At 33.1% G+C, this 22,412-nt stretch carries 22 protein-coding genes; 17 read left to right on the top strand and 5 right to left on the bottom strand.

The window, feature by feature from the left end; translation table 11 throughout:
* The first annotated feature begins 232 nt into the window (after positions 1-232).
* The 6 genes from gldK to C8C83_RS04430 all read left to right on the top strand — a co-directional run bounded on the left by gldK (position 233) and on the right by C8C83_RS04430 (position 7,337).
* Entirely contained in the window at positions 233-1,642 is a 1,410-nt protein-coding gene (gene gldK / locus C8C83_RS04455; RefSeq protein WP_121326612.1) for a gliding motility lipoprotein GldK, read from the top strand.
* Positions 1,643-1,698: 56 nt separating this feature from the next.
* Positions 1,699-2,346, top strand: coding sequence for a gliding motility protein GldL (gldL, locus tag C8C83_RS04450; RefSeq protein WP_121326611.1), 648 nt, complete (start codon positions 1,699-1,701; stop codon positions 2,344-2,346).
* Positions 2,347-2,398: 52 nt separating this feature from the next.
* Positions 2,399-3,943, top strand: a complete 1,545-nt coding sequence (gene gldM, locus C8C83_RS04445; protein ID WP_121326610.1) for a gliding motility protein GldM — start codon at positions 2,399-2,401, stop codon at positions 3,941-3,943.
* 44 nt (positions 3,944-3,987) lie between these two features.
* Positions 3,988-4,977 carry a gliding motility protein GldN gene (gene gldN / locus C8C83_RS04440; protein WP_121326609.1) on the top strand — a complete coding sequence of 330 codons (990 nt, stop codon included), beginning with the start codon at positions 3,988-3,990 and terminating at the stop codon, positions 4,975-4,977.
* A gap of 220 nt (positions 4,978-5,197) precedes the next feature.
* Entirely contained in the window at positions 5,198-6,187 is a 990-nt protein-coding gene (gldN, locus tag C8C83_RS04435; protein WP_121326608.1) for a gliding motility protein GldN, read from the top strand.
* Positions 6,188-6,263: 76 nt separating this feature from the next.
* Positions 6,264-7,337, top strand: coding sequence for an FAD-binding oxidoreductase (locus tag C8C83_RS04430; protein WP_121326607.1), 1,074 nt, complete (start codon positions 6,264-6,266; stop codon positions 7,335-7,337).
* Here the strand turns inward: C8C83_RS04430 and C8C83_RS04425 are convergent.
* Complete coding sequence (locus tag C8C83_RS04425; protein WP_121326606.1) at positions 7,318-7,701, bottom strand: DUF983 domain-containing protein; 384 nt, start codon at positions 7,699-7,701, stop codon at positions 7,318-7,320. The genes C8C83_RS04430 and C8C83_RS04425 overlap by 20 nt on opposite strands.
* Positions 7,702-7,776: 75 nt before the next feature.
* On the opposite strand from C8C83_RS04425, the gene C8C83_RS04420 reads away from it, so the two are divergent.
* Positions 7,777-9,690 (top strand): ABC-F family ATP-binding cassette domain-containing protein, encoded by a 1,914-nt coding sequence (locus tag C8C83_RS04420; protein WP_121326605.1) that lies wholly within the window; start codon positions 7,777-7,779, stop codon positions 9,688-9,690.
* Positions 9,691-10,325: 635 nt separating this feature from the next.
* Here the strand turns inward: C8C83_RS04420 and C8C83_RS04415 are convergent.
* Positions 10,326-11,285: an App1 family protein gene (locus tag C8C83_RS04415; RefSeq protein ID WP_121326604.1), complete on the bottom strand. Its 960-nt coding sequence runs from the start codon at positions 11,283-11,285 to the stop codon at positions 10,326-10,328.
* 65 nt (positions 11,286-11,350) lie between these two features.
* Between C8C83_RS04415 and C8C83_RS04410 the strand changes: the two genes are divergently transcribed.
* Positions 11,351-12,220 (top strand): diacylglycerol kinase family protein, encoded by an 870-nt coding sequence (locus C8C83_RS04410; RefSeq protein ID WP_121326603.1) that lies wholly within the window; start codon positions 11,351-11,353, stop codon positions 12,218-12,220.
* A 205-nt stretch (positions 12,221-12,425) separates the two neighbouring features.
* Here the strand turns inward: C8C83_RS04410 and C8C83_RS04405 are convergent, their stop codons facing one another.
* Both C8C83_RS04405 and C8C83_RS04400 read right to left on the bottom strand, forming a co-directional pair.
* Positions 12,426-13,571: a GNAT family N-acetyltransferase gene (locus C8C83_RS04405; RefSeq protein ID WP_121326602.1), complete on the bottom strand. Its 1,146-nt coding sequence runs from the start codon at positions 13,569-13,571 to the stop codon at positions 12,426-12,428.
* Positions 13,572-13,688: 117 nt separating this feature from the next.
* A complete protein-coding gene (locus C8C83_RS04400) occupies positions 13,689-14,177 on the bottom strand; it encodes a DUF1761 domain-containing protein (protein WP_121326601.1) in 489 nt (162 codons plus the stop codon).
* 180 nt (positions 14,178-14,357) lie between these two features.
* Between C8C83_RS04400 and C8C83_RS04395 the strand changes: the two genes are divergently transcribed.
* Together C8C83_RS04395 and C8C83_RS04390 are read left to right on the top strand one after the other, a co-directional pair.
* Complete coding sequence (locus tag C8C83_RS04395) at positions 14,358-15,215, top strand: Two component regulator three Y domain protein (RefSeq protein ID WP_121326600.1); 858 nt, start codon at positions 14,358-14,360, stop codon at positions 15,213-15,215.
* A 573-nt stretch (positions 15,216-15,788) separates the two neighbouring features.
* Positions 15,789-16,094 carry a hypothetical protein gene (locus tag C8C83_RS04390; protein WP_121326599.1) on the top strand — a complete coding sequence of 102 codons (306 nt, stop codon included), beginning with the start codon at positions 15,789-15,791 and terminating at the stop codon, positions 16,092-16,094.
* A gap of 401 nt (positions 16,095-16,495) precedes the next feature.
* Here the strand turns inward: C8C83_RS04390 and C8C83_RS04385 are convergent, their stop codons facing one another.
* A complete protein-coding gene (locus tag C8C83_RS04385) occupies positions 16,496-17,482 on the bottom strand; it encodes a helix-turn-helix domain-containing protein (protein WP_121329949.1) in 987 nt (328 codons plus the stop codon).
* 161 nt (positions 17,483-17,643) lie between these two features.
* On the opposite strand from C8C83_RS04385, the gene C8C83_RS04380 reads away from it, so the two are divergent.
* From C8C83_RS04380 to C8C83_RS04350, 7 genes are all read left to right on the top strand, one after another.
* The gene (locus C8C83_RS04380; protein WP_121326598.1) at positions 17,644-17,955 is read left to right on the top strand and encodes an EthD family reductase; all 312 of its coding nucleotides are present in this window, start codon (positions 17,644-17,646) and stop codon (positions 17,953-17,955) included.
* A 50-nt stretch (positions 17,956-18,005) separates the two neighbouring features.
* Positions 18,006-18,500 carry a DinB family protein gene (locus C8C83_RS04375; RefSeq protein ID WP_121326597.1) on the top strand — a complete coding sequence of 165 codons (495 nt, stop codon included), beginning with the start codon at positions 18,006-18,008 and terminating at the stop codon, positions 18,498-18,500.
* A gap of 15 nt (positions 18,501-18,515) precedes the next feature.
* A complete protein-coding gene (locus C8C83_RS04370; protein ID WP_121326596.1) occupies positions 18,516-18,959 on the top strand; it encodes an SRPBCC domain-containing protein in 444 nt (147 codons plus the stop codon).
* A gap of 173 nt (positions 18,960-19,132) precedes the next feature.
* A complete protein-coding gene (locus C8C83_RS04365) occupies positions 19,133-19,711 on the top strand; it encodes a Crp/Fnr family transcriptional regulator (protein ID WP_121326595.1) in 579 nt (192 codons plus the stop codon).
* A gap of 88 nt (positions 19,712-19,799) precedes the next feature.
* On the top strand, positions 19,800-20,270 hold the full coding sequence (locus C8C83_RS04360) for a DUF4440 domain-containing protein (protein ID WP_099710999.1): 471 nt from the start codon (positions 19,800-19,802) through the stop codon (positions 20,268-20,270).
* 38 nt (positions 20,271-20,308) lie between these two features.
* A complete protein-coding gene (locus C8C83_RS04355) occupies positions 20,309-21,334 on the top strand; it encodes a saccharopine dehydrogenase NADP-binding domain-containing protein (protein WP_121326594.1) in 1,026 nt (341 codons plus the stop codon).
* A gap of 48 nt (positions 21,335-21,382) precedes the next feature.
* Positions 21,383-22,156 (top strand): isocitrate lyase/phosphoenolpyruvate mutase family protein, encoded by a 774-nt coding sequence (locus tag C8C83_RS04350; RefSeq protein ID WP_121326593.1) that lies wholly within the window; start codon positions 21,383-21,385, stop codon positions 22,154-22,156.
* Positions 22,157-22,412 lie beyond the last annotated feature (256 nt).

Below are 22,412 nucleotides of genomic sequence, written 5' to 3'. Positions count from 1 at the left end.
ATGTAATGTAAAAAAATCATTAAGAATTATTAGTAAGGCAAGGTTTACAAAATATAAAATTTAACGTTTTACGTCGATTTTTTAAGTCAGTTTGTCGAGGAAATATTTTTTTTTTATTTTATTTAACATTATTTTTGAACGGTAAAATAAATTTCGCAACTAGTATTGTTTTTTAGATAAATAATAAATACGTTTACGAACTTATAATAATGAATAGATAATCCAAATTTATATGAAGAAGTTTATTGCATTTGCAGCAATGTTAACACTGGTAATTGGCTGTGGTAAGTCAGGAGACAAAGGAGAATTGGTTGGTGTTACAGGAGGGAAATGGCATCCTGAAAAACCTTATGGAATGACTTTGGTTCCAGGTGGATCTTTTATAATGGGTAAGGCTGATGCTGATTTAGCGAATGTGGAGGATGCTCCGACTAAAACAGTAACTGTTCGTTCGTTTTATATGGATGAAACCGAAATTACAAATAGCGAATATCGTCAGTTTGTGGAGTGGGTAAAAGACTCTACAATGAGAGTTCGTTTGGCTATTTTAGCTGATGAAACCGGGCAAAAAGCTTCAGGTGATGCTAAAGGTAAAAAAGGCGGTAGTATCGCAGATTATGCATTTAATGATTCTGAGCCGGACAAAATGACGGCTTATGATAAATATATGTATGATAACTACTATAGTGTAGGGACAAAAGATGATCCGTATGCTGGTAGAAAATTAAACAAAAAAGTGAAGTTAATTAAAGATACTAAAGCTTACCCGGATGAGTATTATACTGAGGTAATGGACTCTATGTATTTGCCAATTGAAGAATCATATAATGGTTTAAGAACAATTGATGTAAATAAATTGAAATTCCGTTATTCTTGGATGGATATTCAGGCTGCTGCAAAAGCTAAAGTAGGAAAAAGAAAAGACTTCGTTAAAACAGAACAAGTTAGTGTTTATCCAGATACAACAGTTTGGATTAAAGATTTCGCTTACTCATATAATGAGCCAATGCATAACGATTATTTCTGGCATAAAGCTTACGGAGACTATCCTGTAGTTGGTGTGACTTGGAAACAAGCTAAAGCATTCTGTGCTTGGAGAACCTTAAATAAAAACAGCTATATCAAATCTAAGAAAAAAGGACGTGATTTAGTAAATGCTTTCAGATTACCAACTGAAGCAGAATGGGAGTATGCTGCAAGAGGTGGTCTGGAGTCTGCAACTTACCCATGGGGAGGTCCTTACACTAAAAGTGACAGAGGTTGTTTCTTAGCAAACTTCAAACCTAACAGAGGAGATTATGCAGCTGATGAGGCTTTATATACTGTTGAGGCTAAATCTTATGAGCCAAACGGTTACGGATTATATAACATGGCAGGAAACGTTTCAGAGTGGACAGATTCAGCTTACAATCCAAATGCATACGAATACGTTTCTACAATGAACCCTAACGTAATTGATGGAAACAATCAAAGAAAAGTTGTTCGTGGAGGATCTTGGAAAGATGTTGCGTACTTCCTACAGGTAAGTACTCGTGATCACGAATATGCTGATTCTGCAAGAAGTTATATTGGTTTCAGAACTGTACAAGATTACATGGGAACTCAAACAACTGGAAGCGGAAAAAAGAAAAGTAAATTATAATTATAATCAATAACCAAATCGAATCTATTTAAAATTAAAACCTAAAAAAAAGTATTATGGCATTATTAAGTAAAAAAGCAATGAATTTCGCTTATGGTATGGGAGCGGCAGTAGTAATTATTGGAGCATTATTCAAAATTACTCACTTTGAAATTGGACCGTTAACAGGTACATTGATGCTTTCAGTTGGATTAGTAACTGAGGCGTTAATCTTTGCTCTTTCTGCTTTCGAACCAGTAGACGACGAGTTAGACTGGACTCTTGTTTACCCAGAATTGGCTAATGGTCAAGCTAGAAAAAAAGCTGACAAAGTTGAAACTCCATCTGATGCTCAAGGATTGTTGTCTCAAAAATTAGACACTATGTTGAAAGAAGCTAAAATTGACGGTGAATTAATGTCAAGTTTAGGAAACTCTATCAAAAATTTCGAAGGAGCTGCAAAAGCAATTTCTCCAACTGTAGATTCTATCGCAGGACAAAAGAAATATGCTGAAGAAATGTCTATGGCTGCTGCACAAATGGAATCATTAAACAGCTTATACAAAGTACAATTAGAAAGTGCTTCAAGAAATGCACAAGCAAACAGCGAAATCGCTGAAAATGCTTCTAAATTAAAAGAACAAATGCAATCAATGACTGCAAACATTGCTTCTTTGAACAGTGTTTACGGTGGTATGCTTTCTGCAATGAGTAACAAAGGATAATTAGTTTTTAACTATTATATTAAAATTATTAATAAGAACTAATTAGAAAAAAATGGCAGGAGGAAAATTAACCCCTAGACAGAAGATGATTAACCTGATGTATCTGGTTTTCATCGCAATGTTAGCAATGAATATGTCAAAAGAAGTTTTATCTGCTTTTGGCTTAATGAATGAAAAATTTGAAAGCGCTAATAATGCTTCGGTTGCAAATAATGCTAAAATGTTATCTTCATTAGACTTAAAAGCTTCTGAGTCAAAAGGAGAATTCGCTACAGCAGCAGTTACAGCTCATAAAGTTGAAACAATTTCGAAAGAATTTTATGCGTACATTGGTTCTTTAAAAGGAGACGTTTTACACGGATTTGAAACTGATAAAGAAACAGGAAAATTACCTTATGAGTCTATGGACAAAGGTGATAATATCGACAACTGGTTTACAGGAGAAGGATATACTGCTAAAGGAAATGAAGTTATTTCTAAAATTGAAAAGTATAAAGCGGACATGAAAGCTGCTTTGACAGATAAAAATAATAAATACGCTGCTATTATAGCTGAAGTTGAAAAGAAATTTGATGTTTCAGATGTAAAAAACAAAGAAGGTTTAAAAGATAAGTATTTAGCTTACCACTTTAAAGGTTTTCCTGCAGTTGCTTCATTAGCTAAACTTACAGCTTGGCAAAATGACGTTCAAAAAACTGAATCTGATGTTTACAGTAATGCTCTAGGAAAAGCGGCTGTAGATGAAGCATCTTACAGTAAATTTCAAGCTATTGTTGTTTTAGATAAAAATGCTTATTTCCAAGGAGAAAAAGTTACTGGTAAAGTAGTTTTAGGAAAATACGATCCAAATGCTCAATTTAGTGGTTTTAAAGGACCAGGTAAATTAGTTAATGGTCAAGCTGTGTTAGAAATGACAGCTGGTGGAGTTGGAGAACAAAAAATTGGAGGTTCTTTCAATTTCATGGAAAATGGTAAGCCAATTAATCTTCCTTTTAATGGAACTTACGTTGTTGTACCAAGACCAAACTCTGCTACAATTTCTGCAGACAAAATGAATGTAGTTTATAGAGGTGTTGTTAACCCAATCTCTGTATCATTCGCTGGTGTTGCTGATAACAAAGTTGTTGCTAGCGCTCCTGGATTATCTTCAGCTGGAAAAGCAGGAAAATATAACATGAACCCGGGTGCTGGTACTGAAGCTACTATTTCTGTAACTGGTACATTGCCAAACGGAGATAAAGTAACAGATAAGAAAACATTTAGAATTAAAGGTATTCCTGGGCCAACAGGAACAATTAGAGGTGAAATGGGTGTTGTAAAAGGGCCTAGATCTAACTTAGAAATTGCTACGATTGGTGCTAAATTACTTGATTTTGATTTTGAAGTTGGTTTAGATGTTGTTGGATTTAACTTGAAAATTGCCGGACAACCTACAGTTGTTGTTACTGGTAACAAATTAAGTGCACAATGTAAACAAGTTCTTTCAAGAGCAGGTAAAGGAGATCAGGTTACTATTTCTGAAATTAAAACTAAACTTGTTGGAGCTGGTAGTTATTTATTACCAAGAACTGCACCGGTAATTTACGAAATACAATAATATAGTAGGTAAAACTACGCTCAATATCTCATAATGATATCATGATGAAAGTAAGAAATTTTTTAATAGCTATTGTTTCTATCGCTGGAGGTTTTGCTTCTAACGCGCAATCTAATTTGCTTAATGCAAAAACACCTGCTCAAATTGGACTTAAAACTCCTGCACAACTTATCTCAGACAATGATAAGCCATTGGCTTACGGTTATGTAGATGATAGAGATGTCTTGATGGGAAAAACTACTTGGGAGATTATTGATTTGAATGAAAAAATCAACTTTCCAATGTATTTTCCGGTAGATACAGCTAATATTGGTTCAGACAGACGTTCATTATATGACGTTTTGACGAAAGCCGTTAAAAACGGTAAAATAACTGAAGTATATAGCGACAGTTATTTCAATACTAAAAAATCTATGAAAGACATCGAAGGTGCATTATCACGTATTGATACTACAGATGCTGGTAGAGAATTGATCAACCAATACCCAGATGATTACAAATCTCACGTAGTGAAGAAAAAAGTAGTTACAGGTACTGGTAAAAAGAAAGTTGTTACTTATGTTGATGAAACAGTTGGTGCAACAAGAACAGTTCCTTCTGAGTATATCTTGAAACAAGATCTTACTGCAGCAGACGTTACACAATATAAAATTAAAGGATACTGGTATTTTGACAAACGTCAAAGTGAATTGAAATATCGTTTACTTGGAATTTGTCCTGTAACTCCGGATGTTTACACTATGAATAGTGACGAAAAGGATTATATTGAGTTATTCTGGGTTTTCTTCCCTAATGCGAGAGAAGTATTGCATGAAGCAAAAGCTTTTAACGATAATAATTCAGCACTTCCAATTTCATTTGATCAAATATTAAACTCTAGACGTTTCAATTCAGAAATCTACAAAGAAGAAAACTTGTACGGAGACAGAGCAATTAGCGATTACATGAAAGATAACGCTCAAAATCAGTTGTTAGAATCTGAAAGAGTGAAAGAGAAGATTCGTAACTTCGAACAAGATATGTGGAACTACTAAGTATCCAAATTACATTATAATAAAAACTCTTACTACCTGTGTAGTAAGAGTTTTTTTTTGCTTTTATTGAAGTAAAACTGATGTTTGATGTGTAATAAGCTGTGGTTCTTTTGTTTGCAATCCTAGTGATTTAGGCAGTTTTTATGAATTTTTAAATGATGTAAGAAAAATAACAATAAATTACGTAAATTTACGTTTACTATGTTCTAATAATATCATTATGAAAGTAAAAAGTTTTTTAATCGCTAGTGTTTTGGTTATAGGGAGTTTTGCTTCCAATGCACAATCGAATTTGCTTAATGCAAAAACTGCTGACCAAATTGGACAAAAGAACGCTGCTCAGCTCATTGCAGACAACGATAAGCCATTGGCTTATGGTTATATTGATGACAGAGATGTTTTGATGGGGAAAACGGTATGGGAAATCATCGACTTAAATGAAAAAATCAATTTTCCTTTTTATTTTCCTGTAGATACTGCCAATATTGGTTCTGATAGGCGTTCACTTTATGACGTTTTAACCAAAGCTATGAGAACAGGCAGGATTACGGAAGTGTATTCAGATAGTTATTTTAATACCAAAAAAACATTAAAGGATATTCAGGGGTCTTTATCACGAATTGATACGACAGATGCCGGTAGAGAATTAATTAACCAATATCCGGATGATTATAAAACACATGTTGTCAAGAAAAAAGTCGTTACCGGAACAGGTAAAAAGAAAGTTGTTACTTATGTTGATCAGACAGTTGGTGCAACAAGAACTGTTCCTGCGGAATATATCCTTAAGCAAGATTTAACTGCCGCTGATGTTACACAGTATAAAATAAAAGGATATTGGTATTTTGATAAACGTCAAGGTGATTTGAAATATCGTTTGTTAGGAATTTGTCCCGTGACTCCTGATGTTTATACAATGAACAGCGACGAGAAGGATTACATTGAATTATTTTGGGTCTTTTTCCCCAATGCCCGGGAAGTGCTAAATGAAGCAACAGCATTTAATGACAATAATTCGGCACGACCAATTTCATTTGATCAGATTTTAAATTCACGACGTTTTAATTCTATTATTTATAAAGAAGAGAATATGTACGGAGATCGTGAGATCAAAGATTATATGAAAAACAATGCACAAAATCAGTTGTTAGAATCGGAAAGAGTAAAAGAAAAGATTCGCAACTTCGAAGAAGATATGTGGAACTACTAAGTATCCAAACCGTATTAAAACAAAAAACTCTTAGTACCTTTGTACCAAGAGTTTTTTTATATTTTATCTTTTACACATGTTAGATTATTTAATTATCGGATCTGGATTGGCCGGAATTTCATTTGCAGAAATTGCCCTTAAAAACAATAAATCTATTTTAGTAGTAGATAATATGTCTCAGGTATCTTCAAGAGTAGCGGGAGGGTTTTATAATCCTGTTATTTTAAAGCGTTTTAGCGAGGTCTGGAATGCACAGGAACAATTAGTTGTAATGAATGAATTTTACAATGAGATTGAAGAGAAGTTACAAACCAAGTTTAATTTTAAACTTCCCATTCTAAGAAAATTTTTCTCTATAGAAGAGCAGAACAATTGGTTTTCGGCTTCAGACAAAAGAAACTTGGCACCTTTTTTATCAACCAAAATTATTACTAAAAAATATAAAGGAATTGATTCTCCATACGATTATGGCGAAGTATTGCATACCGGTTATGTAGATACAATGCTGTTATTAGATACTTATAGAGAATATTTAAAGCAGAATAATTTATTATTAGAGCAGGCTTTCGATTACGGTTATATTGAGTTTTTTGATTATGGAATTCAGTATAAAAATATTCAGGCACGAAATATCATTTTTGCAGAAGGCTTTGGATTGCATAAAAATCCTTTTTTTAATTATTTGCCATTAGACGGTACCAAAGGAGAAATGTTTGTGATAAAAGCTCCGGATTTAGATTTGGATGTAATTATGAATACAAGTGTTTTTATATTACCGCTTGGCAATGATTTGTTTAAAGTTGGTGCAACATACAATTGGGAAGACAAAACAGATATACCTACCGAAGCAGGAAAACAAGAATTAATAGAGCGAATAAACGAAATTATTGACTGCGATTTCGAAATTGTCGAGCATTATGGCGGAGTTCGTCCTACCGTAAAAGACAGGAGACCACTAATAGGAACTCACGAAGAGTTTAAAACGCTACATATTCTTAACGGATTAGGAACAAGAGGAGTTATGCTCGGACCAGCAATGGCAAAAGTTTTGTACGATCATATCGAAAATGAAATTCCTTTTGAGCGCGAAATAGATATTAAACGCTTTCGCAAAAGATATTTAAAAAGTCTTAACCCTGACCAGCATTAGGATCATAAGAAACGAACATATTAATATATAAATTTCTGGAAAGTCGCAAAACAAACGGAAATAACAGAATTAAGGTAACAACGATTGTTATAAATGACTCTTCGATTGAGGTTTTAAAAAACACAAACGAAACAATAAAAGCTGCAATTCCTACGGCAACATTTAAACCGTAACTCACATACATTGCACCATAAAAAAACGAAGGTTCAATTTGATATTTTAATCCGCAATGGCTACAATGATCGTTCATTTTGAGAACTTTAGTCAAATGAAGTGGGTTTCTGTCCGAATACATGCTTTCTTTTTGGCATTTTGGACAACTTCCTGTTAAAATACTATTTAGTTTCGATCCTTTTTTTAACATTTGCAAAAAATTAAATTACCCCATTAAATTGGGAGTGTAAATTTACACAATCAATTAGTTATAAAATAACATTACATGCTTAATATACACAATTTATCGGTTTCTTTTGGTGGTACTTATTTATTCGAAGAAGTTACTTTTCGTTTAGGTGCCGGAGATCGAGTTGGACTTGTCGGGAAAAATGGTGCTGGAAAATCAACAATGCTTAAAATGCTGGCAAGAGATTTTGCTCCTGATTCCGGAGTTATTTCTCAGGAGAAAGATATCCGAATGGGTTTTTTACGTCAGGATATTGATTTTGAACGCGGAAGAACAGTATTAGAAGAAGCTTATGAAGCTTTTACAGATATTAAAATTGTAGAGAAAAAATTAGAAGAAATCAATCATCAATTGGTTACCAGAACCGATTATGAAAGTGAAGAATATGGCCAAATCATAGAAGATTTATCTGATTATACACATCGTTTTGACCTTCTTGGAGGTTACAATTATGTAGGTGATACAGAAAAAATTCTTTTGGGATTAGGTTTCAAAAGAGAAGTATTCAATAACCAAACCGAAACATTTTCAGGAGGTTGGAGAATGCGTATCGAGTTAGCAAAATTATTATTGCAATCAAATGATGTATTGCTTCTGGATGAGCCTACGAATCACTTAGATATCGAAAGTATCATTTGGTTAGAGAGTTTCTTGCGTAGTTATCCCGGAGTTGTCGTAATTGTTTCGCACGATAAAATGTTCCTTGATAATGTTACGAATCGTACGATCGAAATTTCATTAGGAAAAGCATACGATTTCAACAAACCATATTCTCAATATTTAGAATTGCGTCATGAAATCCGTGAAAAGCAATTGGCAACGCAAAAGAATCAGGCGAAGAAAATTGAAGAGACAGAAAAGTTAATCGAGAAATTCCGTGCAAAAGCTTCAAAAGCTTCGATGGCGCAATCGTTGATTAAAAAATTAGATAAAGTAGAACGAATTGAAGTTGACGAAGATGATAATTCAGTAATGAATATCTCTTTTCCGGTTTCAAAAGAACCTGGAAGAGTAGTTGTAGAAGCTGAAAATGTAACTAAAGCATACGGCGATAAAACAATTCTAAAAGACATTAGTTTATTGGTAGAACGCGGAAGCAAAATTGCTTTTGTGGGACAAAATGGTCAGGGAAAATCGACTTTCATCAAAGCAATCGTTGATGAATTCGAATATCAGGGAAGCATCAAGTTAGGACATAACGTGCAATTAGGATATTTTGCTCAAAATCAGGCTGAATATCTTGACGGAGAAATCACACTTCTTCAAACAATGGAAGATGCTGCAATGGACACCAACCGTTCTAAAGTTCGTGATATGTTAGGATCATTTTTATTCCGCGGAGACGATGTTGAGAAAAAAGTAAAAGTACTTTCAGGAGGAGAACGTAACCGTTTGGCACTTTGTAAATTACTACTACAGCCAATCAACGTTTTGCTAATGGATGAGCCTACGAATCACTTAGATATTAAATCTAAAAACGTATTGAAAGCGGCACTTCAAAAATTTGGCGGAACCCTATTATTAGTTTCTCACGATAGAGATTTCTTGCAGGGAATGTCGAATATTGTTTACGAATTCAAAGATCAAAAGATCAAAGAATATTTAGGAGATATAAATTATTTCTTAGAACAACGCAATCTTGAAAACATGCGTGAAGTCGAGAAAAAAGATGTTGAAAAAGCTGCTGCTCCAAAAGAAAATAATAAAACGTCATACGAAGATCAGAAAAAAGGAAAAGCACTTCAAAACCGATTAAGTAAAGTTGAAAGTCAGATCAAGCAATTAGAAAAAGACATTCAGCATGACGATAAGTTATTAGCGTCAAATTATGATAAACATATCGAAGACGCTTCATTTTTCACCGCATACAACAAAAAGAAAAAAGACTTAGATCAATTACTTCTTGATTGGGAAATCGTTCAGGAAGAAATCGATAATTTTAACGCTTAATATAGTTTAAAAGTCTCTTTTTCAATTTATACAGGCCTTTGTCAAAGTTTCGAACTTTGACAAAGGTTTTTTTAGTTTTTAGGAGCTATTTCCAGCTTTCCGTTTCATCCCGATAGCTATCGGGACACTAAAAAAACTATTTTTCTAAGCCATAAAACGAGCTTCCGTTGGTCGCTGTTTTCTGGCAAGAAAAATTAGTTTTTTTAGTTCCGGGCTTTCCTCTTCAATCTGGGCTAGAAAAAGGAGTTTCAAGTTCTTTTTGTTTCAAGTTTCAAGTTTAGAATTTTTCGCAACGTTTGTCATCGCTCGTTCATCGAGATATCGTTATAAATTCCGAAGGAATGATTTATTTTGTAGCAACGGATTTTAATCCGTTGAACGCATAGTAACCCCAATATTGTCATCTCGACCGAAGGGAGAGATCACACACGAAACTCTATAAAGATTGGCGATTTGGAATGCGGCATTTCTAGTGTGATCTCTCCCTTCGGTCGAGATGACAAAAATGACGTAGTTTGCTACGTTTGTTTGTTATCGCACGAGTCTTTTTCGAAAAGATAGAAATACAAAAAATAAAAAAATCTGCAAATACCAGTTAAAATCCGCGTCATCCGCGTGCCAATATCCACAAACCTTTAAATAAGTCCAATACTTTTAGAATGCATAATTGCTTCACTGCTATGTTTATAATAACAAACAGAAACCTCCAGATTCTCTAAGTTTTTCATGATTTTTTTGGTGGCTTCTTTTTGATGATTTCCGGTTTGCCTGATGTAAACTGCTTTAACTGTTACAGGGAATATTTTGCAAATTCGTTCATATAAAACGGGATCGTGTTGCGAATCATCACCTAATAAAACATACTTCAGATTAGGATAAAACTCTAAAACGTGTTTTATTTTGTCAAATTTGTGATCGTGATTTCCACGTCCGCTCATGAAAAAATCCGTGATGCCTCTTTTAATATCTTTCAGTAAAATAACGGCTCTGGGCAGATTATGTATTTTGGCAAATTTGACAATAAAACGATACAAGTTCCATTCGCTGCTCGAGACATAAAAAAAAGCATTTTCCTCTTCTTTATTATTTCTGCCTGCAGAGCTCAAAGCCTGATAATGCGGTACAACATCCGTAAAGACTTTACGATCGTTTACATTTTTGAAGAGAAGAATGTATATTTTTTTAAAGAAATTCTGAGTATGCGAAATCAAAAAAGTATCGTCAATATCAGATATGATTCCAAGTTTTCCTTTGTGAGGTCTTATGAAACTGCCATTTTCGACTATGGTTTCATTTTTATATTTAAGACTTACTTCATATTCCATCCATCCAAAATGAGTTTCTTTTTCCAGGGGAATACAGAACTTAAAATAACCGTCATCAAGTGTTTTGGTGTGAATTTCCTGATTGCCACATTTTAAATAAATATCAAAATTCTGAAGCGTTTTTATCCTGAATTGATTGATAATCGAAGTGGCGTTTTTAAAATTTTTCTTCTGAAAATCATAATCATACGTTCTTTTAAAAACGTGTCCCATTACAATTAATTCTTCTTCGTTGGCATAACCTCGATATAATTGTAAAATTGGTTTCATTAATTGCGTATATTTATAGATGACGATGTAAATTAATTATTTTAATTGATTTTAAAACTAAAATTTTGAAAAAGAATATCATATTTGTTGTAAACCCTATTTCGGGAGATCTTGATAAATCAGATTTAATTGAAGCTGTTCAAGAGTTTGCAACTACAAATCAGTTTGATTTGGAAGTTTACGAAACTACCGGAAAACAAGATCAGAAAAATATAAAAGAACTTTATAATCAATATCTACCGGAACGTATTGTTGTGGCCGGAGGTGACGGAACTATAAAAATGGTTGCCGAAGCAATGGAGCAATACGATGTAATTATTGGCATTTTGCCTGCAGGTTCAGCAAATGGATTGTCCGTCGATCTGAATTTACCTGCAACAATCGAGGAGAACCTTAAAATTGCCTTTCTGCATCATTATATCGAAATGGATATGATTTGTATTAACGGTAAAAAAAGTATCCATTTAAGCGATATTGGAGTCAATGCAAACCTGGTTAAGAACTACGAAGAAAGTAATTTACGTGGTTTTTGGGGTTATGCATTACAAGCGTATTCCGCATTAAAAGAATCCGAAGAACCTTTTGTAGCGACAATTTCGGCAAATAATGAAACGGTCGAACATACCGCAAGAATGATTGTAATTGCCAATTCTCAAAAATACGGAACAGGCGTAATCATTAATCCAAATGGCGCGATGAACGACGGAAAGTTCGAATTGGTGATTTTAAAAAGCCTTGATTTGTTATTAATAGGTAAAATAATTACCGGAAATATGCCAATTGATTCAGATGATATTGTAATTATTTCGACAGACCAAGCAACAATAAAAACAGATTATCCGGTAAATTTTCAGATTGATGGTGAATATTGTGGCGCACAAACTGATTTGGAAATTCATATTCTGCATAAGCAAATGAAGATTGCAGTACCTTAATTTTTTTAAAGATCAGAACTTGAAGTGAGTGCGCGCATTTTTGTCATTTCGACGAAGGAGAAATCTCCACGAGAAGCTCGACAAAGATTGGCGAATTTAGGAACGGAGTTTTATTTGTGATTTCTCCTTCGTCGAAATGACAAATTAGACGAAAATATTGTTATGAAACGAATAACGGGATTAGCTCCTGAAAAAAGTTATAATTTTACTTAAAAGGATTTCGTTCCTGCCAATCGGTTTTAGGCTCAAGATAATTGAATAATTTCGCAATGTTATGATTGATCAAAGTATTGCTATGCGTAATTAAACCATACATTTTTATTGGTTTTGCTCCTACAGAACTTTTAATCTCAAGTGCAGTTCTGGCAAAAACAATCTCAGAGAAACCCTGATTGATAGAATACGCAATCATGTCGTATAACATATTTAAATACAGCATTTTTTCGCGCTGAATCGTTTCGTCATATCCTAAAAAATAAGTGTCCATTACATTTCCGTTTTTGATCAATGTATTGAAACCTATTAATTTTTCTTCCAGAAAATACCCGTAGAATAAGAAATCATCTTTCATAATTTCTTTAAAGAAACTAAAGTGATTTCGGGCTAAGAAAAAAGTATTAAAAGGAGCGTTTTTGGCCACATGAAAATACAAATCATAAATTACATCTTCGTATTTTTTAATGTCAGCCAGACCCATTTTTTGCTTTACAATTCCGTCGGCTTTTTTGCGGGCGCGTTTGTATTGATCTCTGTATTTCTTGGATAAAGCATCAATATAATCTTGCTCAGAACTCCAGTTTTTATTGATTTCGAAAACCATATTAGGCTGAGTCGAAAACGTATAATTGTTTTTAAATTCGGCTTGTAAAGGCTCGATTTCTTTTGCAGTAAAATCTTTTATACTTGTAATATGAACTTTTTTTCCACTTGATTTTAGTTCTTTTTTAAGCTGATTAATTGCTTTATGCAATGTTTTTATCAGTTTTGGCTGGCTGGCTTCTTTATTAAAAGCAAAGGCATTTTGACCTGTAAGCATATTGTTGCCAACAAATAAAACATGTGAAGCAAAGTTTTTGAAAGCAAAATTGCGCACAGAAGTTTTTAAACACTGATCGCGTTCTCCAAAGGATTCCAGTTTTTCGGCAAATAAAAATTGAGTTAAAGCAATTCCGACTAGTTTGTCGTCGCTAAAAATTCCAATAAAATGACAAATCATATTTACAGGACAAGAATTTTCTAACACTTCAAGATATTCTCTGGTCAAAAAAATATTATCTACAGCCAGCGAATTCCATTCTAAAGGCAGTAATGATGTGCTGTTGTAAATCCGGAAAGAATAAGTTGTAGTCAAATGAGTGCGCTAATTTCTTCAAAATTAGGTAATATTTATAATAACTTGGTTTGTTTAAGTTATTATTAAGAAAAACCCGTTTGATTTTGATTTCAAACGGGTTTCTGTTTTTATTATTTAAGCAAATCCGCAAATAATTCCTCCCATTAAAGTAAGAGAAACGATCCAGAATCCGGCGTGAATAAAGATGTATTTCCATGATTTTCTTTCGAACAAACCATTAATTCCAATTATTGGAAAAGCAAAAAACAAGCCCGCCATAAATCCGTGAAGCGATCCGTGTTTAAAGGTGCGATAAGCCGTTCCGTAATCTGCCATAAAAGCTGCAAATGAAGGTTTTGCGCTATCCAATAAAGGTGGTCCGCCTACCATTCCTACTGCTCCGGTTTGATGAATGGTCACTGCCATCAGAATTACGGTAATCATTAAAGAAAAAACGTACGTTAAGCCGAAAATTTTAAGCATATTTCCTGTTCGAAGTTGTTCTTCGGTGAGATTATTTTCTCTCATCCAGATTGTTCCGAACACTTTTGGGTTGTACCAAATAAAACCAACGACAAGTGTTACAACAGCTGCCAGAAGCAATGCAATAGGGTTAATTTCCATAATATGAGGTTTTTAGAATTAGTTGATCAAATTTAATCAAAAAAGTAGAATTATTTGATTTTTATATAAAATAAGTAAATTCATGTTAATTAATTACTTATTAACACTTTATCGACATTAGACGCTTTATATCTATGAAATGCATAATTTTATCACAGATAACAAAACCCCAAATCTGTTATGAAATGCCTAACAACTCTTTTGTTAATATTCGGTTTTACGCTGAATATTTTTGCAGATACTGTATCTGATAAAGAAAAAGACGCTCTGATAAAATTATATTACGCAACAAACGGATCACAATGGAAAATTAAATGGGATTTATCATTGTCAGTGTCAACGTGGTATGGTGTTCAGATCGAAAATGGAAAGGTAACGGCGCTTAATTTAGGCGACAATAATCTGGAAGGACAATTGCCTTCTGAATTTTTTGATTTAGTGAATTTGACCGCTGTTGATTTACATAAAAATAAACTGCAAGGTCAATTGCCAAATACAATTAATAATTTTAAAGAGCTTGAAGTTTTAGATATTTCACTTAATCAGCTTTCAGGAACGATACCGGAAACTATTTGTGAGTTGCAAAAACTAAAAGATTTAGAGCTTTCTAAGAATAAGATTTCGGGAGAATTGCCTGTAGAAATTGGAAAATTAAATCAATTAGAAGTGCTGTCTTTATTTGATAATGAGATTGAAGGGCAATTGCCAAATTCGATTTATAAGATTCCTGCGTTGAAGGTTTTACTTTTAAACAGTAATAAATTCTCAGGAAGTTTGAGTGGAGAAATTGTAAATTTCAATGCTTTGCAAAATCTTAGTTTGTTTAATAATGGTTTTGAAGGTGAAATTCCTAAAGAACTAGAAAAGTTGCATAATTTGTCTGAGATGAATCTTTCATACAATAAATTTGCCGGAGCTGTATCAAAAAACTTAGCATTATTGGATGCCTTAAATATGACAATGTTTGACGAAAACGGGAATATGTTTTTGTTAGAACTAAATGTTGAAAAAGATAAAACCGTAATAATAGAAAATTAATCGTGCTTATGAATGAATTTTACAATCGTTAAAAAAGTTGATTAAATATATTTAGTTAATTGTGAAAACCGTAATTCGTTACGGTTTTTTTATGTCGTGATATTTCCAGTAAAAGATAGGGTTAAATCGCATCAATCCAAAAACCTGTGGCGAAACATAAAAGACTTTATATAGGTTAATCATTTAAACGCAAAGCACGCTAAGATTTTTACCCAATTAGTATGTTTAAAAATACAAAGTTCGCAAAGCTTTGTGATGATCTAGCTTTGCGAACTTTGTGTTTTGTAAATTCCGATACCGATATGTAAAAAAACTTTGTAAACTTTGCGGTAAAATCCATCTTTAATTTTTATAGCTCCACAACATTTTGTCTTGATCCGTTAAATCTACTTTTTAAGAAGGAAATAAAAGGTTTCAAAAATAGAATTTATACTAACTTTGTATTGATTTAATAATTTAAGGTAAGTTTATATATGAACTTACTTTTTTTTCATAACTTTAATTTTGAATTCAACTTATAAGTATGTTGAAGTTCTAAAAAAATAATAATTTAACCTTTTTAATAATAAGATTATGGTAGTACAGTATCAAGGTGAACAATACGGCAAAAAGACAAATTTTACTTTAAGAATAATAGGAAACAATTTATCAAAAAGCAGCTCAAATTATCAAATTGATTTGCTGGTAGGAGACAAGCAGTTACCTATTTTTACGACATCAATTCACCAGAGTTTGTCAAATTGTTTGAAAGAAATCTATTTATTCAGAAAACACAATGGTATCAAATTCGAAGCTTCTTCAGAGAAAGTTGCACCGCTTTTAGTGCCTTATGATCAGGTTTTATACAATTACAATAAATATGCATTATTTATGGCGTAAGCTTTAATGTTTTAAAATAAAAAAAGACTGTTCATTTATTTGAACAGTTTTTTTTATGAGTTTCTCAAAAAAGGAGCATCAACAAAAAACTGTGGAGTGAGTATTAGTTAGCCTAAAAAGGAAAAATTCAAACCTGGAGAGCTATAAAAATTAGGGATGAATTTAACCGCAAAGTGCGCTAAGATTTAATTTTACTTCACACATAGAAAACACAAAGTTCGCAAAGCCAGATCAACACAATCCCGATAGCTATCGGGATTGCGAACTTTGTATTTTTTTAAACATACTATTAAATACAAAGCTTAGCGCGCTTTGCGGTTAAAATTATTAGTCAATACAATATAATTATATTTACAGCTTTTTGTATTGATCCAAAAAAAAATTATCGTTTTAAATAAGTTTTAGGCAACCAAAACAACATCTTTATGATACTTTCTTTTGTATTCTAACGGAGACATTCCGGTAATTTTTCGGAATACTTCGCGGAATGCTTTTACATCAGAATAACCTACTTCATACATTACTTCGTTTATTGTTTTTCGGTTGGTTTCAAAAGCTTTTTTTGCCGCTTCAATTTTGACTCTTTGCGAATATTCTACAGGAGTATTTCCGGTTGCTTTTATAAATCTTCGGTCAAAATTTCTTCTTCCAACATTTAGTTTTGAGGATAATTCTCCAATAGATATTTTTTCTTCTAAGTTCTTTTCGATGTACAATTGCGCCAATTGAACCATTTCGTCATTATGCTTTTTTTGACCTGTAAAAATGGCAAATTGCGATTGTGTATTTCGGTTCATTTCGATCTGAAAAACTTTCGAACAATAAATTGCAGTATTTCGATCGTAATATTTCTCAATTAGATAAATCATCAAATTAAGAAACGAATAAGCGCCGCCATTAGTGTAGATTCCTTTTTCATCCGTAATTAATTCATCGACTTGCAGATTTACTTTAGGAAACATTGATTTGAAATTTTCGGTTACAGACCAATGTGTAGAACAGCTTTTTCCGTCTAATAATCCAGACGCTGCAAGTACAAATGCGCCCGTACAAATTGTGGCAATTTCAGCGCCGTTTGCGTATTGTTTTTCCAGCCACGGCAATAATTGCTCGTTATCTTTTAGTGCAAGATTATAATTATGGTTTAAAGAAGGTATAATGATAAGATCAGTTTTTGTAATTGCCGAGATATTAAGATGCGGTTTTACGGTAAATAATCCGCCATTGAACTCTATTTTTTCAGAAATACCGGCCAATTGTATATTAAACAACTCTTTTTTGCTGCTTATCTTATTATAGGCATTTGCTCTGGTAAAAATTTCATAAGCACCTGTAATACTGGGAAGATTATTATCTCCATTTGGAACTATAATGGTAAGATGTTTCATCGTTTTTTGATTTTTTTTGATAAGTAAAGGTACTAAATGTTTTTGTCCAAAACTACCCATCACAATGTCTAACTTACACCTTAATGGTTTGATTATTAGAAGGTAATTTTACATATCAAAACTCAAAAGAACGATTTAGAACAATTAAACAAAAAACGATTATGGCAAAAATGACAGTGATTTATACCACTCCAAAGGATAAAGAATTCTTTGAAAAACATTATTTCGAAGTACACGTTCCGCTGGCTAAACAATTACCGGGATTATTGAAATACGAAATCAATAATGGTCCAATTATCTCGCTTACGGGACATAATGATGTTTATCGTGTAGCCAATTTATATTTTAATTCGCTTGACGAAATGATGGAATCTTTTAAGTCAGATATTGGGCAGCAATGCGCGGTTGACCGAATGATTTTTGCAAGCGATGACGAAGTTCAGATTTATGTGTACGATTCAGTAAATACCTGATAAAACAGCAAAACGATTTTAAACTATTACAACTATTAAAACCTAAAAAAATGACAACAACAGTAACACCAACAGCGACATTATTTGTTAAATTGATATTAGACAGATGGTACGCTTCAATATTAAATTGCGATACATTACTTAATTCTGTAAGCGACGAAACTTTACAAAAAGAAATTGCTCCGGGAAAAAATCGAGGTATTTATTTGCTGGGACATCTTATTGCGGTTCATGACGATTTGCTGATTCTATTGGATATGGGACCAAAATTATATCCTGAACTAAATCAACCTTTTATTAAATCTCCGGATAAAACTGTAAAAGAACTTCCGAGTGCACAAGAATTGAGAACTTTCTGGACAAAACAATCTGAAGTGATAAAACAAAAATTTGACAGTCTGAAACCAGAAGAATGGTTCGAAAAACATACGGCTGTAAGTACAGAAGATTTCGAGAGAGAACCTCATCGTAATAAACTAAATATTGTGGTTACAAGAACATCGCATTTGCAATATCATCTAGGACAATTGCAATTGCTTAAATAATATAAAAACAACAAAATGGAAACATCAAATTTTAGCACAACGATTTTAGTTGATAATTCTAAAGAAGAAGTTTTTAATGCCATCAACACCGTTCGCGGTTGGTGGCAAGGCGAAATTGACGGAAATACAGAAAACCTCAACGATGAATTTGATTATAGTGTTCCGGGAATTCATTTTTCGAAACAAAAAATAGTAGAGATTATTCCGAACGAAAAAATTGTTTGGCTTATTACAGACAGTAAATTAAGTTTTGTAAAAGATCAAAGTGAATGGACAGGAACAAAAATCGTGTTCGAAATCTCTGAAGCAAACCATAAAACACAAATCCGTTTTAGTCATTTGGGATTAGTTCCTCAATTTGAATGTTATGGAGATTGCTCAAATGCGTGGACTCAGCTTATCGAAAAAAGTTTATTTAGCTTGATAACGACCGGAAAAGGAGTGAATGTTTTTGGATAAAAAAAGGTGTGTATTTTACACTATTGTAATTATATAAAAGGTTGATTTAGTGCGAATTTAAGTTTGTATTTGGAAGATTTGGCTAATCCGAAAAATGAACTTATTTTAGTGCTAAATTTCCTGCGTAGTAGAATTTAACAGCCAAAAATAACTAGAATATAAAGTATACAAAGTTGAACGAGACGTCTGAATTTCACCTTTTTTATAAACATATTGCAAAGTTTTCTTCTATTACAGAAGAAGAATTTGATGATATAATGTCTTATTTTTCAAAAGTTATCTTTAAAAAAGGAGATTATCTTGCCAAACTAGGCGAAAAAGTAAACCATACTTATTGGATTTCCAAAGGTCTTGCCGTGTCTAATTATATAGACAATTTGGGTAAGGAACACATTATGCAATTTGCCAATGAAGGTTGCTGGATTACAGATCAACAAGCTTTCTACAATCAGACAATTGCCATTTTTGATATTGTTTGTCTGGAACAAACAGAAGCGATTTCGATTTCATTCGAGAACAGAGAAAAATTATGTGCAGACATTCCAAAGATGGAAAATTTTTTTCGGCGAAAAGCCAACGACAGTTTTGTAAAACAACAAAAACGGCTTCTCACTTATATGACAAACGATGCTACAGAAAGGTTTAATCTCTTACTGAAAGAATACCCGGATTTGATACAAAGAATTTCAAAAAGAAAATTGGCCGCTTATTTAGGCGTATCACGGGAAACATTAAGTCGTTTGAAAAGATAAATTTCCCTCTTTTAAAATAGTGACTTACATCACCATTTCTTTATCCGCATAATCTGAATTTTGTCTTGTAACATTAACAATAATTATCATGCACAACAAATTATTTATCTCAGTAGTTGTTCTTGCAATGCTATTGTCTTGCAAGGATCAAAAAAAAGAAATTCAGAATACAGGTTTAGAAGAAGCTAAAAAAGCAATCGCAGAAAGTAATGCGATTTATTTTGAATCATTCGTAAAAAATGATTCTTCAATTTTTATTAATCGTTATGCAAAAGATGCCTGCATTATGGCGCCGAATTCAGTACAAATGTGTGGTCATGATGCTGCCGCAAAATTCTTTAGAGCGGCTTATGACAGCTATGGAATGAGAAATGGAAAATTTATTACAACAGCCGTTTATGGTGACGGAATTGAATACGTAACCGAAGAAGGTTTATGGCAGTCTTTTAATGCCAAAGGCGAATTATTTGACGATGGTAAATTTCTGGTGCTTTGGAAAAAAACTCCTGAAGGCTGGAAAATGTTCCGCGATTCTTTTAGCAGTAATCGCAAATTATAAAATACAATAACTAACCCTAAAATACCAAAATCCCTTTTATGGAAAATAAAATAGTAATATACGGCGCTTACGGACACACAGGAAAATTTTTAGTTGCTCAGCTTTATCAGCAAGGCTTCAAACCTGTTCTTAGCGGGCGAGATGCTGATAAGTTAGCTGCTTTAAGTAAAGATTATCCGGATTTAATCACAAAAGTAGCCGATATTAACCAACCTGAAACTTTAGATAAGGCTTTTGCCGATGCCGAAATAATCGTAAACTGCGCAGGTCCATTTTTAGATACTGCAGAGCCTATTATTCAATCTGCGCTAAGATTAGGAAAACATTATCTTGATGTAAGTGCTGAACAAAAAGCGGTTTTGGACATTTTTGAGCAATTCTCTGAACAGGCAAAAACGGCCAATGTAACCATCATTCCTGCAGCTGCATTTTATGGCGGTTTGGGAGATTTATTGAGCACAACACTTACCAAAGACTGGGATCAGGTCGATGAAATTTCAAGTTATATAGGTTTGGATTCCTGGCATCCTACAAAAGGAACGCGATTGACGGGAGAACGCAATCACTATCAAAGATTTATGTATGCAAACAATAGTCTACAACCGGTTTTGGAGGTGAAATCTAAAGTTTGGAATTTTCCGGAACCAATATTTACACAAGAAGTGGTAACGGTTCCATTATCAGAAATTATCACGATTTCGAGACACATAAACGTCAATACAATCAATACTTATTTGAGTCAAAATTCGTTGACCGATATTAGAAATGATAAAACACCGGAACCTAAAGCTGCCGATGAAAAAAACAGATCATCTCAACGTTTTTGTATGGAAGTTGTCGCTACAAAAGGCAATAAAAGCAGAAGTATCACAGCTCAGGGAATCGATATTTATGCGGTAACAGCGCCTTTGATTGTTGAAGCTTTAAAAAGAATTTTGACCGGAAAAATACAAAAACAAGGCGTTACAACATTGGGAGAAGCATTTGACGCCACAGATTTTTTAAATGCGCTTGATGTTGACGATATTGTGATTTCGGAGATTAAAGAAACTGAAATTAATTAAATCAAAAACAGAAATTAGAATTGTCCTTTTATTATAAAATTATACAATATGACGAATGATTTTCAAAAGTTTAAAGAATTACACGATCAGCAGGAACCTTTGTTGATTGGCAATGTTTGGAATGTACAAAGTGCGAAAAAATTAGAAGAACTTGGTTTTAAAGCTTTGGGAACTTCAAGCTACGCAATTGCAGAAACACTTGGATACGCTGATGGCGAAGAAATGAGTTTCGATGAATATCTGTTTATTACGAAACGTATTGCAGCTTCTGTATCCGCGCCGCTTTCTGTAGATCTCGAAGCCGGTTATGGAAAAACTGTTGCAGAAATTGTAGCAAATATTAAAGAACTAAATAAGATCGGCGTTTCGGGAATTAATATAGAAGATTCTGTAGTCGAACAAGGTGTAAGAACAATTGTTGATGCAGATTCATTTGCTCAAAAAATTAAGGCTGTCGCCGATGAACTTCTGAAAGAGAATATCGAGATTTTTATCAATATTAGATCGGATGTTTTTTTATTGGGATTACCGGATAGTCTAAATGAGGCACTGAAAAGAATAAGCATTTATGAAAACATAGGCATTCATGGATTGTTTTTTCCGTGTGTTACAAAAATTGAAGATATACAAGCGCTTACAAAAGCAACAAAACTGCCAATAAATGTAATGTGTATGCCTGATTTACCGGATTTTGATAAGCTGCAAAATGCAGGTGTAAAACGAATTAGTATGGGGAATTTTTTAAATAATAAAATATACCAATACTTAGGATCTGAAGTTGAAACGGTTTTGAAAAATCAGAATTTTAGCAGCGTGTTTTAAAACAAGAAAAGGTATTCTGGAATTAATAAAATCGATAAAAATTTAGATCTGAGAAATTTTCTAGAAATTAAATAAAAAACGGATGAGTTTTATAAAATGCTCGCCCGTTTTTTGTTTAAATTATTTATGTGTATTGTGGTATGTGTAGTCCCTACAGGACATTTTGTATCTCGTTCTAAATTGGGTTTCTACCGACCTGTAACTCCTAACGGAGTATTTTCGTAGAAATCAAATGTCGCTAATAATACTCCGTTAG

Origin of the sequence: Flavobacterium sp. 90 (assembly GCF_004339525.1) — a bacterium.
Taxonomy (GTDB): Bacteria; Bacteroidota; Bacteroidia; order Flavobacteriales; family Flavobacteriaceae; genus Flavobacterium.
The sequence above is the reverse complement of the archived record's forward strand: the minus strand, read 5'-3'. Positions and strand labels throughout refer to the sequence as shown.

Coding starts and splice junctions, on each gene's coding strand:
- gldK (WP_121326612.1), top strand. CDS start 233: ATGAAGAAGTTTATTGCATTTGCAGCAATGTTAACACTGGTAATTGGC.
- gldL (WP_121326611.1), top strand. CDS start 1,699: ATGGCATTATTAAGTAAAAAAGCAATGAATTTCGCTTATGGTATGGGA.
- gldM (WP_121326610.1), top strand. CDS start 2,399: ATGGCAGGAGGAAAATTAACCCCTAGACAGAAGATGATTAACCTGATG.
- gldN (WP_121326609.1), top strand. CDS start 3,988: ATGAAAGTAAGAAATTTTTTAATAGCTATTGTTTCTATCGCTGGAGGT.
- gldN (WP_121326608.1), top strand. CDS start 5,198: ATGAAAGTAAAAAGTTTTTTAATCGCTAGTGTTTTGGTTATAGGGAGT.
- C8C83_RS04430 (WP_121326607.1), top strand. CDS start 6,264: ATGTTAGATTATTTAATTATCGGATCTGGATTGGCCGGAATTTCATTT.
- C8C83_RS04425 (WP_121326606.1), bottom strand. CDS start 7,701: ATGTTAAAAAAAGGATCGAAACTAAATAGTATTTTAACAGGAAGTTGT.
- C8C83_RS04420 (WP_121326605.1), top strand. CDS start 7,777: ATGCTTAATATACACAATTTATCGGTTTCTTTTGGTGGTACTTATTTA.
- C8C83_RS04415 (WP_121326604.1), bottom strand. CDS start 11,285: ATGAAACCAATTTTACAATTATATCGAGGTTATGCCAACGAAGAAGAA.
- C8C83_RS04400 (WP_121326601.1), bottom strand. CDS start 14,177: ATGGAAATTAACCCTATTGCATTGCTTCTGGCAGCTGTTGTAACACTT.
- C8C83_RS04395 (WP_121326600.1), top strand. CDS start 14,358: ATGAAATGCCTAACAACTCTTTTGTTAATATTCGGTTTTACGCTGAAT.
- C8C83_RS04390 (WP_121326599.1), top strand. CDS start 15,789: ATGGTAGTACAGTATCAAGGTGAACAATACGGCAAAAAGACAAATTTT.
- C8C83_RS04385 (WP_121329949.1), bottom strand. CDS start 17,482: ATGAAACATCTTACCATTATAGTTCCAAATGGAGATAATAATCTTCCC.
- C8C83_RS04380 (WP_121326598.1), top strand. CDS start 17,644: ATGGCAAAAATGACAGTGATTTATACCACTCCAAAGGATAAAGAATTC.
- C8C83_RS04375 (WP_121326597.1), top strand. CDS start 18,006: ATGACAACAACAGTAACACCAACAGCGACATTATTTGTTAAATTGATA.
- C8C83_RS04370 (WP_121326596.1), top strand. CDS start 18,516: ATGGAAACATCAAATTTTAGCACAACGATTTTAGTTGATAATTCTAAA.
- C8C83_RS04360 (WP_099710999.1), top strand. CDS start 19,800: ATGCACAACAAATTATTTATCTCAGTAGTTGTTCTTGCAATGCTATTG.
- C8C83_RS04355 (WP_121326594.1), top strand. CDS start 20,309: ATGGAAAATAAAATAGTAATATACGGCGCTTACGGACACACAGGAAAA.
- C8C83_RS04350 (WP_121326593.1), top strand. CDS start 21,383: ATGACGAATGATTTTCAAAAGTTTAAAGAATTACACGATCAGCAGGAA.